17 protein-coding genes are annotated in these 15,919 nt (G+C 67.4%); 2 read left to right on the forward strand and 15 right to left on the reverse strand.

Annotation, left to right across the window (positions count from 1 at the left end; genetic code table 11):
* Positions 1–18: 18 nt before the first annotated feature.
* The 9 genes from ACSQ3N_RS17755 to ACSQ3N_RS17795 form a co-directional block, all read right to left on the reverse strand.
* Positions 19–309, reverse strand: a complete 291-nt coding sequence (locus ACSQ3N_RS17755) for a hypothetical protein (RefSeq protein ID WP_056169595.1) — start codon at positions 307–309, stop codon at positions 19–21.
* 109 nt (positions 310–418) lie between these two features.
* Positions 419–739 (reverse strand): FixH family protein, encoded by a 321-nt coding sequence (locus ACSQ3N_RS17760; RefSeq protein ID WP_436146979.1) that lies wholly within the window; start codon positions 737–739, stop codon positions 419–421.
* Between the two features lie 40 nt (positions 740–779).
* Positions 780–2,228 carry a cytochrome c oxidase accessory protein CcoG gene (ccoG, locus tag ACSQ3N_RS17765; protein WP_436146980.1) on the reverse strand — a complete coding sequence of 483 codons (1,449 nt, stop codon included), beginning with the start codon at positions 2,226–2,228 and terminating at the stop codon, positions 780–782.
* A 121-nt stretch (positions 2,229–2,349) separates the two neighbouring features.
* Positions 2,350–3,267, reverse strand: coding sequence for a cytochrome-c oxidase, cbb3-type subunit III (gene ccoP, locus ACSQ3N_RS17770; protein ID WP_436126244.1), 918 nt, complete (start codon positions 3,265–3,267; stop codon positions 2,350–2,352).
* Between the two features lie 24 nt (positions 3,268–3,291).
* Positions 3,292–3,429, reverse strand: coding sequence for a CcoQ/FixQ family Cbb3-type cytochrome c oxidase assembly chaperone (locus ACSQ3N_RS17775; protein WP_056169607.1), 138 nt, complete (start codon positions 3,427–3,429; stop codon positions 3,292–3,294).
* 29 nt (positions 3,430–3,458) lie between these two features.
* Positions 3,459–4,091, reverse strand: coding sequence for a cytochrome-c oxidase, cbb3-type subunit II (gene ccoO / locus ACSQ3N_RS17780; protein WP_436146981.1), 633 nt, complete (start codon positions 4,089–4,091; stop codon positions 3,459–3,461).
* Between the two features lie 17 nt (positions 4,092–4,108).
* Complete coding sequence (gene ccoN, locus ACSQ3N_RS17785; RefSeq protein ID WP_056169613.1) at positions 4,109–5,548, reverse strand: cytochrome-c oxidase, cbb3-type subunit I; 1,440 nt, start codon at positions 5,546–5,548, stop codon at positions 4,109–4,111.
* A gap of 64 nt (positions 5,549–5,612) precedes the next feature.
* Positions 5,613–5,750 carry a cbb3-type cytochrome oxidase assembly protein CcoS gene (gene ccoS / locus ACSQ3N_RS17790; RefSeq protein ID WP_056169616.1) on the reverse strand — a complete coding sequence of 46 codons (138 nt, stop codon included), beginning with the start codon at positions 5,748–5,750 and terminating at the stop codon, positions 5,613–5,615.
* Positions 5,750–8,170, reverse strand: coding sequence for a heavy metal translocating P-type ATPase (locus tag ACSQ3N_RS17795; protein ID WP_436147971.1), 2,421 nt, complete (start codon positions 8,168–8,170; stop codon positions 5,750–5,752). Before ACSQ3N_RS17795 ends, ccoS begins: the two co-directional genes overlap by 1 nt.
* Positions 8,171–8,277: 107 nt before the next feature.
* Between ACSQ3N_RS17795 and ACSQ3N_RS17800 the strand changes: the two genes are divergently transcribed.
* On the forward strand, positions 8,278–8,721 hold the full coding sequence (locus tag ACSQ3N_RS17800) for a universal stress protein (protein ID WP_436146982.1): 444 nt from the start codon (positions 8,278–8,280) through the stop codon (positions 8,719–8,721).
* Between the two features lie 84 nt (positions 8,722–8,805).
* On the opposite strand, the gene ACSQ3N_RS17805 is transcribed toward ACSQ3N_RS17800, so the two are convergent.
* From ACSQ3N_RS17805 to ACSQ3N_RS17830, 6 genes are all read right to left on the reverse strand, one after another.
* Positions 8,806–9,537 (reverse strand): ABC transporter ATP-binding protein, encoded by a 732-nt coding sequence (locus tag ACSQ3N_RS17805; protein WP_436146983.1) that lies wholly within the window; start codon positions 9,535–9,537, stop codon positions 8,806–8,808.
* Complete coding sequence (locus ACSQ3N_RS17810; protein ID WP_436146984.1) at positions 9,534–10,295, reverse strand: ABC transporter ATP-binding protein; 762 nt, start codon at positions 10,293–10,295, stop codon at positions 9,534–9,536. Before ACSQ3N_RS17810 ends, ACSQ3N_RS17805 begins: the two co-directional genes overlap by 4 nt.
* Positions 10,292–11,173, reverse strand: coding sequence for a branched-chain amino acid ABC transporter permease (locus ACSQ3N_RS17815; RefSeq protein ID WP_056418579.1), 882 nt, complete (start codon positions 11,171–11,173; stop codon positions 10,292–10,294). Before ACSQ3N_RS17815 ends, ACSQ3N_RS17810 begins: the two co-directional genes overlap by 4 nt.
* 12 nt (positions 11,174–11,185) lie before the next feature.
* Positions 11,186–12,061: a branched-chain amino acid ABC transporter permease gene (locus tag ACSQ3N_RS17820; RefSeq protein WP_436146985.1), complete on the reverse strand. Its 876-nt coding sequence runs from the start codon at positions 12,059–12,061 to the stop codon at positions 11,186–11,188.
* Positions 12,062–12,165: 104 nt separating this feature from the next.
* Positions 12,166–13,386, reverse strand: a complete 1,221-nt coding sequence (locus ACSQ3N_RS17825) for an ABC transporter substrate-binding protein (protein ID WP_436146986.1) — start codon at positions 13,384–13,386, stop codon at positions 12,166–12,168.
* Positions 13,387–13,440: 54 nt separating this feature from the next.
* A complete protein-coding gene (locus tag ACSQ3N_RS17830; RefSeq protein WP_436146987.1) occupies positions 13,441–14,673 on the reverse strand; it encodes an amidohydrolase family protein in 1,233 nt (410 codons plus the stop codon).
* 218 nt (positions 14,674–14,891) lie between these two features.
* Between ACSQ3N_RS17830 and ACSQ3N_RS17835 the strand changes: the two genes are divergently transcribed.
* Positions 14,892–15,857, forward strand: a complete 966-nt coding sequence (locus ACSQ3N_RS17835; protein ID WP_436146988.1) for a LysR substrate-binding domain-containing protein — start codon at positions 14,892–14,894, stop codon at positions 15,855–15,857.
* Positions 15,858–15,919: the final 62 nt, after the last annotated feature.

Genomic DNA, 15,919 nt, shown 5'->3' on the forward strand with positions numbered 1-15,919 from the left:
TCCGCACACCTCGGCACATCAGGAGCACGACGTCTTGCGGCAATCGTCAGGGCGCTCCCCCGGCGGCACGGGACAGCGGTTCAGCTCGAACGGCGACATCGCCAGCAGCGTGGTCAGCGCGCTCGATGCCATCGTGACGGCCCAGAACGCGAAGAACGCGAGGGTATAGACCCCCTCGCGCGACAGTGCCAGGGGCTGGCCGAACCAGTGCAGGTCGTGCGGATCGACCAGGGCAAAGACCAGCATCTCCATCACGCCGGCCATCAAAAAGGCGGGCCAGGCAATCCACATCAGGCGTTGCGTCCACATACTTGCAGTCTCCTTCGCGGGGCGAACGGGCACGGCGGTACCGCAGGGGCCGCCGGTGCTCGCCGGTGTTGTTGTTCTCGTCTTCGCAGCCGGTCAGCCGGTGGGCGACTCAACGCGGCTGGTCCTGCACCGGCGTGGCGGCGTGGTTGCGGCCCTTCACGGCAGGCGCCAGGCTCTTGGCGGGGTTTTCCAGCGCCTTGTTGATCTCGATGCCCTGGCGGTAGTAGTCCTCCGCCACCACCGGGTCGGGGCGCGAGATGGCCAGCCACAGCGTGACGAAGCCGGCCACGATCACGATGGCGGGCCCGGCGATGACCAGCCAGACGTGGCCGAACTTCCACCACGGGGCGGCGGCGGGCGCGGCGCCCGGACCTGTGGAACTGGCAGAGATGGCTGGGCCGTTGCGGCCGATGGCGGGATTCGATGGCATGTCAGTACTCCTTGCAAATCTTCTCGGGCGGTGCAGCGCCTCAGCGCGGCACCAGGAAAACGGATTTCTCGGTCACATGGGCGGCTCGGTCCACCGCCTGCACGTCGAACTGCACCGCGTGCGAGCCCGGCGCGGCCGATCCGTACGGAATCTGCAGCCGCACCGCCACCCAGCGGGACTCCGCGGCACCGATGTCCACCTCGGCCTCCGAGGCCACTTCGAGCGCGGTCAGCCCGCGGGCGGCGATGCGGTAGCGCTGCGGCCCCTCGGTCGCATTCATGATCTGCAGGCGGTAGATGTTCTCGAGCTTGCCCCCGGCCACGATGCGTGACAGGGCTGCACGGTCGCGCACCACGTCCACCTTCAGCGGCGTGCGCGTGACCAGGCTGGCCAGCATGGCAAGACACAGCGCTGCCAGGATCGCGGTGTAGATCAGCACGCGGGGGCGCAGCACCCGGCGCAGCATCTGCGACTGGCTCCACCGGTTGGCCACGCCGTTTTGCGTGGAGTAGCGGATGAGCCCGCGCGGGTACTGCATCTTGTCCATCACGGTGTTGCAAGCGTCCACGCACAGCCCGCAGCCGATGCACTCGTACTGCAGCCCGTTGCGGATGTCGATACCCACCGGACACACCTGCACGCACAGCGAGCAGTCGATGCAGTCGCCCAGGTCCTGGGCCTTGTAGTCGATGCCCTTCTTGCGCGGGCCGCGCTGCTCGCCCCGCTCGGGGTCGTAGCTCACCACCAGCGTGTCCTTGTCGAACATCGCGCTCTGAAAGCGCGCATAGGGGCACATGTACTTGCAGACCTGCTCGCGCATGTAGCCCGCGTTGCCGTAGGTGGCAAAGCCGTAGAACAGCACCCAGAACATCTGCCACCCGCCCGAGAAGGCCAGCAGCTCGCTGCCCAGCGTGCGGATGGGCACGAAGTAGCCCACGAAGGTAAAACCCGTCCACAGCGCCACCGACATCCACGCCAGCTGCTTGAGCGACTTCTTCACCGCCTTCTCTGCCGTCCACGGCCCCTTGTCCAGCCGCAGCCGCGCGCTGCGGTCCCCCTCGATCCTGTGCTCGATCCACATGAACATCTCGGTGTAGACCGTCTGCGGGCACGCAAAGCCGCACCACAGCCGCCCCGCCACTGCGGTGAACAGGAACAGCGACATCGCCGAGATGATGAGCAGGCCCGTGAGGTAGATGAAGTCCTGCGGGTACAGCACCAGGCCGAAGATGTAAAAGCGCCGCGCACCCAGGTCGAACAGCACCATCTGGCGCTGCCCCCACTCGAACCATGGCAGCCCGTAGAACACGAGCTGCGTGAGGAACACCATGGCCCAGCGCCAGCGCGCGAACACGCCGCTGATGGAGCGGGGGTAGATCTTCTTTTGCGCCTCGTACAGCGAGACGATCTCGCCCTGGGACGACGACGCATCGGCCGCGACCGCCGCGATGGGGATGACCTTGCGGGCAGGCCCGCTGGGTGGCTTCATGGTGTGGCTCGTGGTGCTGGCTTTTGAAACGGTGAGGCCCTGGCTGGCGGGAGGGATGCGCGGTGCGGACCGCAGGGCGGCGCTGGCTGTCGCGCCGCCCGGCGTGGTCAGGTGCCCGGGCCTACCTGGCCGCCGCCACCTGCTTGCCCGAGAGGCTCCACACGTAGGCCGACAGCACGCCGATCTGCGCTTCGGTCAGCTTGTCCGCCTGCGCAGGCATCTGGTTGGTCTTGCCGTTGTTGATCATGGCGGTGATGGCGGCTTCGCCCCAGCCGTGCAGCCAGATGTCATCGGTCAGGTTGGGCGCACCCAGGGCCTGGTTGCCCTTGCCATCCATGCCGTGGCAGGCCGCGCAGGCACCGAACTTGGACTTGCCCAGCGATGCACGCAGCGAGTCGTGCGGGCTGCCCGACAGGCTCAGCACGTAGTGCGACAGGTTGCGCACGTCCTCGGGCGTGCCCACGGCGGCGGCCATCGGGGGCATGGTGCCGATGCGGCCCTGCGTGATGGTCTCGCGGATCTTCTCGGGCGTGCCGCCGTGCAGCCAGTCGGCATCGGCCAGGTTCGGAAAGCCCTTGCTGCCGCGTGCGTCGGAGCCGTGGCACTGGGCGCAGTTGTTCATGAACAGGCGCTCGCCGATGGCCTGGGCCTGCGGGTCCTTGGCCACGTCCTCGGGCTTCATGGATGCAAAGCGGGCGTACAGCGGGTCGAGCGCGGCCTTGGCCTTGGCCATCTCGGCCTCGTACTCGCCCTTCTGCGTCCAGTTGAGCTTGCCGTTGAAGCTGCCCAGACCCGGGTAGGCCGCCAGGTACGCCAGGCCGAACACGATGGTGATGACGAACAGCCACACCCACCAGCGCGGCAGGGGGTTGTTCATCTCGACCAGGTCCTCGTCCCAGACGTGGCCGGTGGTGTTGTCGGCGGTGGCCACGACCTTCTTGCGGCCCGCCATCCACAGCAGGATGCCGCAGGCAACGATGCCGACCAGGGTCAGCGTGGTCACAAAGACCGACCAGAAATTGCTGGTGAAGTCACTCATGGGGTGTTCTCGTTCTGGTGAAGGTCAATCTTGTTCGAACGGCAGCTGTGCGGCCTCGTCGAACCGGGACTTGTTGCGGCCCATGTACGCCCAGACCCAGATACCGATGAAGCAAACCATCGATGCCAGGGTGGCGACGATGCGCATGGTGGTGATGTCCATGGCGGATCTCCTAAAGGGTTCTGTGTTGCTTACTTCAGCGCGCGGCCCATGACCTGCAGGTAGGCGATGAGGGCCTCCAGCTCGGTCTTGCCCTTGACGTCTTCGGCCGCGGCCTGGATCTGCTCGTCGGTATAGGGCACGCCCACGGTGCGCAGGGCCTTCATGCGGGGCGCCACGCCGGCGGGGTCCACAGCGTTCTTTTCCAGCCAGGGGTAGGCAGGCATGTTCGACTCGGGCACCACGTCGCGCGGGTTGTTCAGGTGGATGCGGTGCCATTCGTCGCTGTACTTGCCGCCCACGCGGTGCAGGTCGGGGCCGGTGCGCTTGCTGCCCCACTGGAAGGGGTGGTCGTACACGAACTCGCCCGCCACCGAGTAGTGGCCGTAGCGCAGCGTCTCGGCGCGGAAGGGGCGGATCATCTGCGAGTGGCAGTTGTAGCAACCCTCGCGGATGTAGATGTCGCGCCCCACCAGTTGCGTGGCGGTATAGGGCTCCACGCCCTTGACGGCCTCGGTGGTGGACTTCTGGAAGAACAGCGGCACGATCTCCACCAGGCCGCCAATGGCGATCACGAGCAGGATCAGCACGATCATCAGGAAGTTGTTGGTCTCGATCTTCTCGTGGGAGAAGCCGGTCGAAGGGTTGGTGTTGTTGTTGGACATGAATGGACTCCTTCGGCTCAGGCGTGCGCCGCAGTCACGGCAGGAATGGTCACCTTGACCGAACGGCCCGAGATGGCGGTCATCCAGACGTTCCAGGCCATCACCACCATGCCGCCCAGGTACAGCAGGCCACCGGCCACGCGGATCACGTAGAACGGATAGGTCGCCTTGACGCTCTCGACAAAGGTGTAGGTGAGCGTGCCGTCAGGGTTGATGGCGCGCCACATCAGGCCCTGCATCACACCGGCGATCCACATCGCGGCGATGTACAGCACGATGCCGATGGTGGCCATCCAGAAGTGCAGCTCGATCGCCTTGATAGAGTGCATCTTGTCGCGGCCGAACAGGCGCGGCACCAGGTAGTACAGCGAGCCCATCGAGATCAGCCCCACCCAGCCCAGCGCGCCGGAGTGCACGTGGCCGATGGTCCAGTCGGTGTAGTGGCTCAATGCGTTGACGGTCTTGATGGACATCATCGGACCCTCGAACGTGGACATGCCGTAGAACGACAGCGACACGATCAGAAAGCGCAGGATGGGGTCGTCGCGCAGCTTGTGCCAGGCGCCCGACAGCGTCATCACGCCGTTGATCATCCCGCCCCAGCTGGGAGCCAGCAGGATCAGCGAGAACACCATGCCCACCGATTGCGTCCAGTCCGGCAGCGCGGTGTAGTGCAGGTGGTGCGGGCCGGCCCACATGTAGGTGAAGATCAGCGCCCAGAAGTGTACGATGGACAGGCGATAGCTGTACACCGGACGGCCGGCCTGCTTGGGAATGAAGTAATACATCATCCCAAGGAAGCCCGCCGTGAGGAAGAAGCCCACCGCGTTGTGCCCGTACCACCACTGCACCATCGCGTCCTGCACACCGGCGTAGGCCGAGTAGCTCTTCATGAAGCTGACCGGAATGGCTGCGCTGTTGACCACGTGCAGCAGTGCCACGGCCAGGATGAACGCGCCGAAGAACCAGTTGGCCACGTAGATGTGCTTGACCTTGCGCACGCCGATGGTGCCGAAGAACACGATGGCATACGACACCCACACCAGCGTGATCAGGATGTCGATGGGCCATTCGAGTTCGGCGTATTCCTTGCCGGACGTGTAGCCCATCGGCAGGCTGATGGCCGCGGCCACGATGACCAGTTGCCAGCCCCAGAAGGTGAAGGCCGCCAGCGGCCCGGCGAACAGGCGGACCTGGCTGGTGCGCTGCACGACGTAGTAGCTGGTGGCGAACAGCGCGCAGCCGCCGAACGCGAAGATCACCGCGTTGGTGTGCAGCGGGCGCAGGCGCCCGTAGCTGAGCCAGGGAATGCCGAAGTTGAGCTCGGGCCAGGCCAGCTGGGCGGCGATGACCACGCCCACCAGCATGCCAACCACCCCCCAGACCACGGCCATGATCGAGAACTGCCGCACCACGGTGTCGTTGTAGTGCGCAGCCACTGTTTTTGGAGAATCCATCGGGCACCTCTTTGTATTGCGATCTGAGTTTCTTGCAGTCAGCACCGGTGCGCATTGACCCAAGTCAATCGTCCCGGAGAATCCGCTCGCCTTCTTGTTCGACGCTCTCGAACTGGCCGTGGTGCACGGCCCACCACAGCCCCGCCAGCACCATCAGCACCAGCACCACGGACAACGGGATCAGCAGGTACAGGATGTCCATCAGGCAGGCTCCAGGGGGTGGGTTGGCACGGGCGTTGCGACCGGGCCCTGCGCCAGCGGCGCGGCGTGGTCGGCCCCGCCCAGCGCCGGCAGCTCGCGCGCCAGGCGCGACGCGTTGAGCACCACCAGCAGCGAGCTCAGCGCCATGCCCAGCCCCGCCAGCCACGCGGGCATCCAGCCCGCCACGGCCAGGGGCACGCACAGCGCGTTGTAGAGCGCGGCCCACCACAGGTTCTGGCGCACCACGCGAAGGGTGCGGCGCGCCAACAGCACCGTCTGCGGCACCAGCGCCAGGCTGTCGCCCAGCACCACGAAGTCGGCGCGCGACTGTGCAAGCGGCACGGCGCGGCCAAAAGCAAACGAGACATGGGCCCCCGCGAGCACCGGACCGTCGTTGAGCCCGTCGCCCACCATGGCCACGTGGTGACCCTGTGCTTGCAATGCCTGCAGGGCGGCCAGCTTGCCCTGGGGTGTGCACTCGCCGCTGGCGTGCGCAATGCCGGCCTGCGCGGCCACGCGTTGCACCGCCGCGCCGCGGTCGCCCGACAGCAACTGCACAGCCACGCCCGCCTGCTCCAGGGCGCGCACCACCGGTGCGGCTTCGCTGCGCAGATCCTCGGCCAGATCGAAACGTGCAAGCTCTTGCAACTCCCCATCCGCCCGCTGCTCCGACAGCACCACCTGCAGCACGTCGCCAGCCGTCTGTGGCGCCATGCCCGCATGGAGGGCCGAGCCCAGGCGCAAGCGGCGTGTGGCCTGCCCTGCCCCCACGCACTGCACCGTGGCGGTCAGGCCGAGGCCGGCGTCCTCCTGCAGGTCCGTCACCGCCCATTGCAGGTTGCTTGTCGGCATGCGGGCGGCGGCCGCCACCAGCGCACGCGATGCGGGGTGCACCGACTGCACCGCCATGGCGGCAGCGAGGGCCAGTGCCTCGCCGGCCGCCATGTCGCCGGACGTACGCGTGTCCGATAGCGCCATGCCGTCGCGCGTGAGCGTGCCGGTCTTGTCGAACACGATGGTGTCCACCGCCGCCAGCGCCTCCAGCCCCTGCAGGTTGCGCACCAGCACGCCGTGGCGCGCCAGCGTGCCCGCAGCGGTGAGCATGGCGACGGGCGTGGCCAGCGACAGCGCGCAGGGGCAGGTCACGATGAGCACGGCCACGCCCACCATCAGCGCATGGCCGGGGGCGGACGGCCACCACCATGCCACCGCCAGCGCGGCAGCCAGCAGCACGGCGACGAGAAACGGCCGGGCGATGCGGTCTGCCAGCTGGGCCAGGCGCGGCTTTTGCAGCGAGGCGCTTTCCATCAGCGCAACGATCTGCGCAAAGCGGGTCTGCGCGCCGGTGCCCTGCACCAGCACTTCCACCGGCGACTGCAGGTTGTAGCTGCCGGCGGTGACTGTGCTGCCCAGCGGGCGCGCCACGGGCGTGGACTCGCCGGTGAGCAGGGCTTCGTCGGCCTGTGTGCTGCCGCGGGTGATGCGGCCATCCGCCGGAAAAGCCTCGCCCGGCAGCACGCGGATGGTGTCGCCGGGCACCAGGCGGCGCGTGGCCACGCGGGTGAAATTACCTTTTGCTCCGCGACGCTCCACACTGTCGGGCAGCCGGTTCATCACCGCCTCCAGCGCGCCGGCGGTGCGGTCGCGCAGGCGCAGCTCCAGCCAGCGCCCGGTCAGCAAAAAGAATACGAACATGGTCAGGGAGTCGTAGTACACCTCCCGGCCGAAGAGGCCCGTGGGCTCGAACGTGCCCGCCGTGCTGACCACGAAGGTGATGGCCATGCCCAGGGCCACCGGCAGGTCCATGCTCACGCGGCGCAGGCGCACGTCGCGCAGTGCGCTGCCAAAGAAGGGCCCGCACGAGAACACCACCATGGGCAGCGTGATGACCCACGACGCCCAGCGCAGCAGTTGCTCCATCTCGAGCGTCAAGTCGCCCGGCTGCGCCACGTACGCAGGCCACGCGTACATCATCACCTGCATCATGCAAAAGCCGGCCACCAGCCAGCGCCACAGCGCGCGGCGGCTCTCGCGCTGGCGCTGCTCGCGGGCCAGGGCGTCCATGGCGGGCATGGCGCGGTAGCCGGCCCGGTGCACCGCCGCCATCCACTGCGAGGGCAGCACCTGCCCGGGGTGCCAGACCACACGCGCCCGGCGGGTGGCCGCACTCACGTCGGCCTGCTGCACGCCGGGCACGGCGCGCAGGGCGTCTTCGATGGTCAGGGCACAAGTCGCGCAGTGCATGCCTTCGAGCACCACCTGCGAGTCCCAGCCGCAGGTGGCAGGGTCCTGCGGGATGCTGCCGGTCGGCGTGAGCGGCCGACCGAAGGCCGACCACTCCTGCGGGTCGTCCAGCAGCAGGGCCTGCGCGGCGGCAGGGGCATCCGCCGGGGGCAGAACCGGGGCGTCGGCTTGAAACATTGACATGGTTCAAGGCTATCGCCCTGCCCCGCACGCCACATTGACCTGGATCAAGTCGCGGAACATGATCGGTCCTAAGCTGATGGCGTCACTTCAAGGAGCACACCATGTACAAGCGTATCCTGATCCCCACAGACGGCTCGCCGCTGTCGGACAACGCAGTCAACCACGGCCTGGCGCTGGCGGCCCTGTCGGGTGCCACGGTGGTGGCGCTGAAGGTGGTGCCGCGCTACCCGCGCAGCTACTTCGAAGGCGGCATGTCGGTGGACCTGAACGATGCCCAGCGCATCGAGGCGCAGTGGGCGGCCGAAGCCCAGGCCATGGTGGACAAGGTGAAGGCCGAGGGCGGCGCCCAGGGCGTCACGGTGAAGGCCGTGGTCGCCAAGTCCGACCTGGTGGCCGAAGCCGTGATCTCGGCTGCCAAGAAGCACAAGTGCGACCTGATCGTCATGGCGTCGCACGGCCGCAAGGGCCTCAAGCGCCTGCTGCTGGGCAGCGAGACGCAGCACGTGCTGACGCACTCGCACATCCCGGTGCTGGTGCTGCGCTAAGGCCCCAAAGTGCTGCTACCGCTTGATGGAAAAGCGCCAGCAGCTATCAAATCAGTAGCAAACGCTCCACTGGCCGACATCCGGTCAGTGGTTGCCCAGGTAGAGCTGCGCCATGCGCTGATCGTCGAGCAGGCCCTGTGCCGGGCCATCCAGCACGCAGCGGCCCTGGTCCAGGATGTAGCCCTGCTGGCTGATGGTGAGCGCCTGGCGCGCGCGCTGCTCCACCATCAGCACCGCCACGCCCGCGGCGGGGAGCTTTCGCACCATGTCGAACACCTTGCCGACCAGCGATGGCGCGAGCGCCGCAGTGGGCTCGTCCAGCACCATGATGCGCGGCGAAGGCATCAGCGCACGGGCGAAGGCCAGTTGCTGGCGCTCGCCGCCCGACAGGTCGCTGGCGGGTTGCGACAGGCGCTCCACCAGCGCCGGGAAGTCGGCCAGCACCTCGTCCATGCGGCGCTTGACGTGCGGCACGCGGCGCACCACCAGCAGGTTGTCGCGCACGGTGAGCGACGGGAACACGTTGGCCACCTGCGGCACGTAGGCCAGGCCCGCGTCGAACCGGTCTTCGGCCGACAGCGTCGTGATGTCGCGGCCATCCAGATGGATGCTGCCCGTGACCCGCGGCAACAGGCCCAGCAGCGCCTTGACCAGCGTGGACTTGCCGGCCCCGTTGGTGCCCGCGATGGTGACGATCTGCCCTGGCGCCACGGCCAGGTCGATGCCGTGGATGATGTCCACGTCCGAGTAGCCGCCGCGCAGCTGCTCGATCTGCAGCAGATTGGTCTTATTGGTTTTGTTGTTCGCCTCGCTCATACCACCCCTCCCATGTAGGCTTCCTGCACGCGGGGATCGTCCAGTACCGTGTGCGGATCGCCCTCGGCCAGGATGCGCCCGCGGTCCATCACGATCATGCGGTTGGACAGCGCCTTGAGCGCCTGCAGGTGGTGCTCGATCACGATGAATGCGATGCCCTGGCCATGCAGCTCGCGCACGCGGTCGCAGATTTCTTCGATCAGCACCGGGTTGACCCCGGCGAAGGGTTCGTCCAGCAGGATGCAGCGCGGGTCCAGCATGAGCACGCGGCCCAGCTCCACCAGCTTCTTCTGCCCGCCCGACAAGCCGCCCGCCTGCACATCGCGCACGCGGGCCAGGTTCAGGAATTTCAGGACGCCGTCGGCTTTGGCGGCCAATTGCTGCTCGTGCTCACGCAGGCTGCGCGTTTGGAAGAAGGCATTGACCAGCCGCTCGCCCTGCGGGTTGGCGGCCGCGGCCAGCAGGTTCTCGTGCACGGTGAGGCTCTTGAACTCGCGCGGGATCTGGAAGGTGCGCACCAGGCCCAGGCGGGCGCGGCGGTACGGCGGCACGCGGGTGATGTCCTGCCCATCGAAGGTGATGCGGCCGGCGTCGGCCGGCTGCTGGCCCGCGATGGCGGCGAACAAGGTGCTCTTGCCCGCGCCGTTGGTGCCGGCAATGCCCAGAATCTCGCGGTCGGCCAGTTGCAGCGAGACATCGTCCACCGCCTTGAAGCCGCCGAACAGCCGCGTCACGGCCTCTACGTTGAGGAGTGTCATTTCGAAGGCCCTCCAAAAAGGCCGTTCGGCCGGTACAGCGTCACCAGGATCAGCGCCAGGCCCACCGCGGCCAGGCGCAGACTGGCCATGCCCACTTCGGACACGCCCGGCACCCAGTCCTTGGCAAAGCGCGAGCCTTCCAGGAACACCATCAGCAGCAGCGAGCCGAACATGGCGCCGCGCACCGAGCCCGAGCCGCCCATGACCAGCCCCATCCACACATAGAAGGTGATGAGCGGAATGAACTGCTCCGGCGTGATGAAGGTGATGAAGTGCGCGTAGAACGCGCCCGCCACGCCGGCCAGCGCCGCGCCCACCATGAACACCTGCACCTTGAACCAGGCCGGGTCCTTGCCCAGGGCCGACAGCGCCGCCTCGTCGTCGCCGATGGCTTTGAGCAGCCGGCCGAACGGGCTGCGCGTGAGCCGCACCGTGCCCCAGCACACGAGGCCCACGATCACCGCCAGCACGGTGAAGATCGCCACGTCGGACATGCCGCCGGCCAGATGGGCAAACAGCTTGGGCAGGCCCGGCAGGCCCTGCACGCCGTTCGTGAGCCAGCTTTCCTGCTGGATGGTGATGCGCACGGCTTCCGAAAAACCCAGTGTCACGATGGCCAGGTAGTCGTCGCGCAGCCTGAGCGACAGCAGGCCGATGGGCAGCGCGAGCAGCCCCGACAGCACGCCCGCCGCGATGAAACACACCACCAGCGGCACGCCCTGCAGCGACAGCAGCCCCGACGTGTAGGCGCCCACGGCGAAGAACGCTACGACGCCGAAGTTGACCAGCCGCGTAAGGCCGAACTGCAGGTTCAGCCCCAGCGCTAGCAGGCAGTAGATGAGGGCGATGATGCCGATGGCACAGAGATAAGCGATCATGGTCCGTACCCCTTAGCGCACCAGTTGCACGCGGCCCATGATGCCGGCCGGGCGCAGCAGCAGCACCAGCGCGAGCACCACGAACGACAGCACCAGCTTGTACGACGGCCCCAGCAGCGGCACCGACAGCTCTTGCACCATGCACAGCAGCAGCGCGCCCAGCACCGCACCCAGCGGGCTGCCGATGCCGCCCAGCACCATGGCGGCGAAGGCGGGGATCAGGCTCTCCCAGCCCATCTCGGGCGTGACCACGGCCTTCATGCCCAGCAGCACCCCGCCGATGGACGACAGCGCGCCCACCAGCAGCCACAGGCTCAGCATGAGCCCGCCGGCGCGGATGCCGCTGGCGCGCGCCAGGTCGGCACTGTCGGACACGGCGCGCAGCTGGCGGCCGAAGCTCGTGCGGTAGATGAGCGCGAACACCACCAGCAGGCACACCGCGGCGATGGCAGCGATGAGCAGGTCGGTGGGCAGGATGCGGATGCCGCCGAAGTTCCACGCGCGCACCAGCGGCATGTCGAAGGTGCGCTGGTCGTGCCCGGCAAAGAACGAGATCAGGCTGCGCAGCAAAAACCCGAGCCCGATGGCCGCGAGCATCGACGCGACCATGGGCCGCCCCACCAGCTTGCGAAAGATCAGCTGGTACGACCCGGCCGACACCACCGCGGTGATGGCCACGCTGGCAATGGCCGCCAGCCACAGCGGCAGGCCGCCCAGCATCTGCACGGCCACCGCGGCGTACGCGCCGGTCGTCAGGAAGTCGCCGGTCGCGGCATTGGGAAAGCGGTTGACGCCCATCACCAGGGTCATGGCCAGCGCAGGCAGCGCCACCACCAGGCCTTCGATCCATCCGTTGATCAAGAGGTTTGTGAAATCGATCCAGGTCATTGCGTCATCTCGTTCTTGCTCTCGTTCTTACCCTTGCGTTGCCAGAAAGCCCCCTGTGCCGCGACGACCGCAGCCGCCGGGGACGAACAGGGGGATGAGGGCCGTCACGCGGCGATGGACACCACGTCGCGGCGCACCAGCTGGCCCTTTTCGATGATGAACACACCGAAGTCGGGGGTGGCGTCGCCGAACTTGTCGAAGTCGAGCTTGCTGGACGCGCCTTCGTAGTTGACCTTGGCCTTCTTGCCCAGCTGGGCCTTGCCTTCGGCGAACGAGTACACGGCGGTGCCCGGGGCGTTGGACACCTCGCGCAGCTTGGCGTTGACCTGCTCCACCGTGGCCTTGGGGCCCGCGGCTTCCATGGCCAGGGCCAGCGAGATCACCATGTCGTACGCCATGGCGGCATAGATGTTGGTGGACGCGGCCTTGCCCGTGGCCTTGGTGAAGGCGGCATCGAACTGCGCGTACGAGGTGCTCTTTTCGTTGGAGACCGTCTCCACCGAAATGATGCCTTCGCACACTTCGGGGCCCAGGGCCTTGACCAGGTCGGGGTTGGCCGCCCAGCCGGGGATGACCCATTGGTTGTCGGCGCCGGACTGGAACCATTCGCGCAGGATGATGGTGGTGTCGGGCAGGTACGAGCCCATCACGATCACATCGGGCTTGGCCGCCAGGATCTTCTGCAGCTCGCTGCGGTAGCTGGGGCGGCTGGGCTCGTAGGTGACGTGTGCGGCCACCTTGCCGCCGCGCTTTTCCCACACCTTGGTGAAGCCTTCGACATTGCCCAGGCCCGAGGCGTTGTTGAACGCCATGGTGGCCGGGCGCTTGAAGCCGCGCTTGGCGCAGATCTCGGCAAAGGCCGCGCCGAAGCGGTCGTTGGTGGCCTGAAAGCGCCACACCAGGTCCTTGGTGTCCTGCGTGGAGATGGCGGGCGCACCCGAGACGTTCATCTGGATGATGCCGGCCGCATCGGTCAGCGGCATCACTGCCAACGTCACGCCCGAGGCCCAGGTGCCCAGCACAGCCTGCACCTTGTTCACTTCGATCAGCTTCTTGGCGGCCAGCACGGCGGCGTCGGGCTTGGTCTGGTCGTCTTCGGTGAAGAGTTCGAGCTTGCGGCCGCCCGCGCCACCGGCGGCATTGACCTCGTCCACCGCGAGGCGGATGGCCTGCTGCATGCCCGGGCCGTACGGGCTGCCCGCGCCGGTGATGGGCGTGAGCGAGCCGATGCGGAAGACCTCGCCCTGCTGGCTGAAGCCGATGGAGGGAAGGCACTGCAGGGCGGCTGCTGCGCCGCCGAGCTTGACGAAATTTCTACGTTGCATGGTGTTCTCCGGTCAGGTCAGGTCAGGTCAGGGGGGAATGTGGAGGGGTCGGGGTCACAGGGTGTTCTTGGCGAACGCGCCGTCCTTGACGATCGCGCGGATGTGCTCGCCCTGGTTGAGCAGGCAGGTGATGTCGGTGAGCGGGTTGCCATCGACCAGCAGCAGGTCGGCGATGGCGCCCGCCGTGACTTCCCCCAGCTGGCCTTGCTGGCCCAGGATCTCGGCGCCGATCAGCGTGGCCTGCTGCAGCACCGGGCCGTTGCCCAACACGTCGGCACGCAGGCGCAGCTCGTCGGCCTGCAGGTAGTGCGTTTCGGCCAGCAGGTCGCTGCCCAGGCCCATTTTCACGCCGGCCTTGGCCAGGATCTCGATGGCCGCCTTGCCCTGGCCGCGCACCGAGTCGATCTTGGCGATGGACACGGCCGGCAGGCCGTAGCGCTCGCCCTCGTTGGCCAGGCCTTCGTAGGTGATGAGCGTGGGCACCATGAAGGCACCCAGTTCGGCCATCAGCTCGGCCGTGGGGGCGTCGACCAGGTTGCCGTGTTCGATGGTGCGCACGCCGCAGCGCACGGCGCGGGCGATGGCGCGGGGCGTGTAGGCGTGGGCCATCACGTAGGTGTTGGCGTTGGTGGCCTCTTCGACGATGGCGCGCAGCTCGGCCTCGGAATAGCCCAGATTGTTGATCGGATCGTTGGGCGAGGCCACGCCGCCCGAGGCCATGACCTTGATCTGCGTGGCGCCCTTCAGGATCTCTTCGCGCACCGCCAGGCGGCAGGCGTCCACGCCATCGACCACTCGGCCGATGTTGCCCAGCTTGTACGCGCACGAGCACACGTCCAGGTTGTCGTTGCGCTCACGAAAGTCCGCATGCCCGCCCGTCTGCGACAGCGCCTTGCCCGAGGGGAAGATGCGCGGGCCCTGCACCAGGCCCGTGCGCACCGCCTCGGCCAGCGACCAGTCGCCGCCGCCCGCGTCGCGCACCGAGGTGAAGCCGCGCGCGAGCATGCCCTTCATGATGGGCAGCGAGCGCAGCATGGTGAACACATTGGGCATCCGCGCCACGCTGCCCAGGTTGAACGAGGAGGCCACGACGTGCACGTGGCAGTCGATCAGGCCGGGCATGAGCGTCATGCCGCGCGCGTCGATGCGGTGCGCGCCCTCGGGCGCCTGCACGTCGGCACCGACGGCGGCAATGCGCCCGTCCTGCACCAGCACCGAGAGACCGTCGCGCAAGCTCAGGCCATGGACATCCAGCACGCGGCTGTTTTCTATCAACAAGGTGTTCATGAAATCGATGAAGAGGTCAAAACGGGAGGATCTCAAATACTCATGCCCAGCAGGCCGTCCGCATGGGCGGGCCGAACATCCCAAAAATGGTGCATCGCATCACTTCCCGAAGGAGGAATCTGTCACGCTGCCGTCACGGGTTGCATTTAACGGGCCAACCGGGTGCCACTGCAACACCTAAAATCTCACCATCCCATGACCTGTACTCATACCCCCACATGCGCCGCCTGTGCCCGACCATCTCTGAGCTGAACGCCTTTCACTCCGCGGCCAAGCACCAGGCCTTCACCATGGCCGCCAAGGAGCTGTGCGTGACGCAAAGCGCCATCAGCCGCCACATCGCCGCGCTGGAGGACTACCTGGGCCAGAAGCTGTTCATCCGCAAGGCGAGCGGGCTGGAGCTGACCGATGCGGGCGCCACCTATCTCAACGCCACGCGGCCGGCGATGGCCGCGCTGGAGTCGGCGACCTCGCAGCTCATGTCGTACGGTGGCAGCGGCGGCGCGCTGAACCTGTCGGTGCCGCCCACGTTCGCGGCGCAATGGCTCTTTCCGCGGCTGGGCCACTTCAAGCGCACGCTGCCCCAGGTGTCGCTGAACTTCGTGCGCTACCAGCACGCGCACGACTTTGCGGTGCCGTACGAGTTCGACGCGGCGATCCAGTATGGCTACGGCAACTGGCCCAGCGCCAATGCGCGCTACCTGATCGGCAAGGAGACGAGCATCGTCTGCAGCCCGCAGCTGCGCGACGCCCTGCCCCTGCGCACGCCCGCCGACCTGCAGCAGGCTACGCTGCTGCAGCACATCGAGGTGCCCCTGGCATGGCATGACTGGATGGAGGCGAACCAGTGCGACACCAGCGGCAGCCGCTTCGGGCCCGGGTTCAACCTGTACTCGCTGATCATCCGCGCCGCGGTGTCAGGGTTCGGCGTGGGCATCGTGCCGACCTGCCTCGTGGAAGACGAGCTGCAGGCGGGGTCACTGGTGGAGCCGCTGGGCGAGCGTTTTCAAAGCCCGCTGGGCTACTACCTGTGCGCCCCCACCGCACGCACCAATCTGTCGGTCTACAAACTGGTGGCCGCGTGGCTGGAGCATTGCTGCAGCCATGGGGCGGTGGAGAGCGGGGGCGTTGCGGTGCCCGCCGCAGCGTGCATTTTTTGCGCCGACGAACCCAAGGCGGTGTGAGGGCACAGGGGGTTGAGAGCGACCGCGCCCGCGACAGCAGGCGCTGCGCAACCCCGCCGAAG

Source organism: Acidovorax sp. LjRoot194 (assembly GCF_964253015.1).
GTDB lineage: Bacteria > Pseudomonadota > Gammaproteobacteria > Burkholderiales > Burkholderiaceae_C > Acidovorax.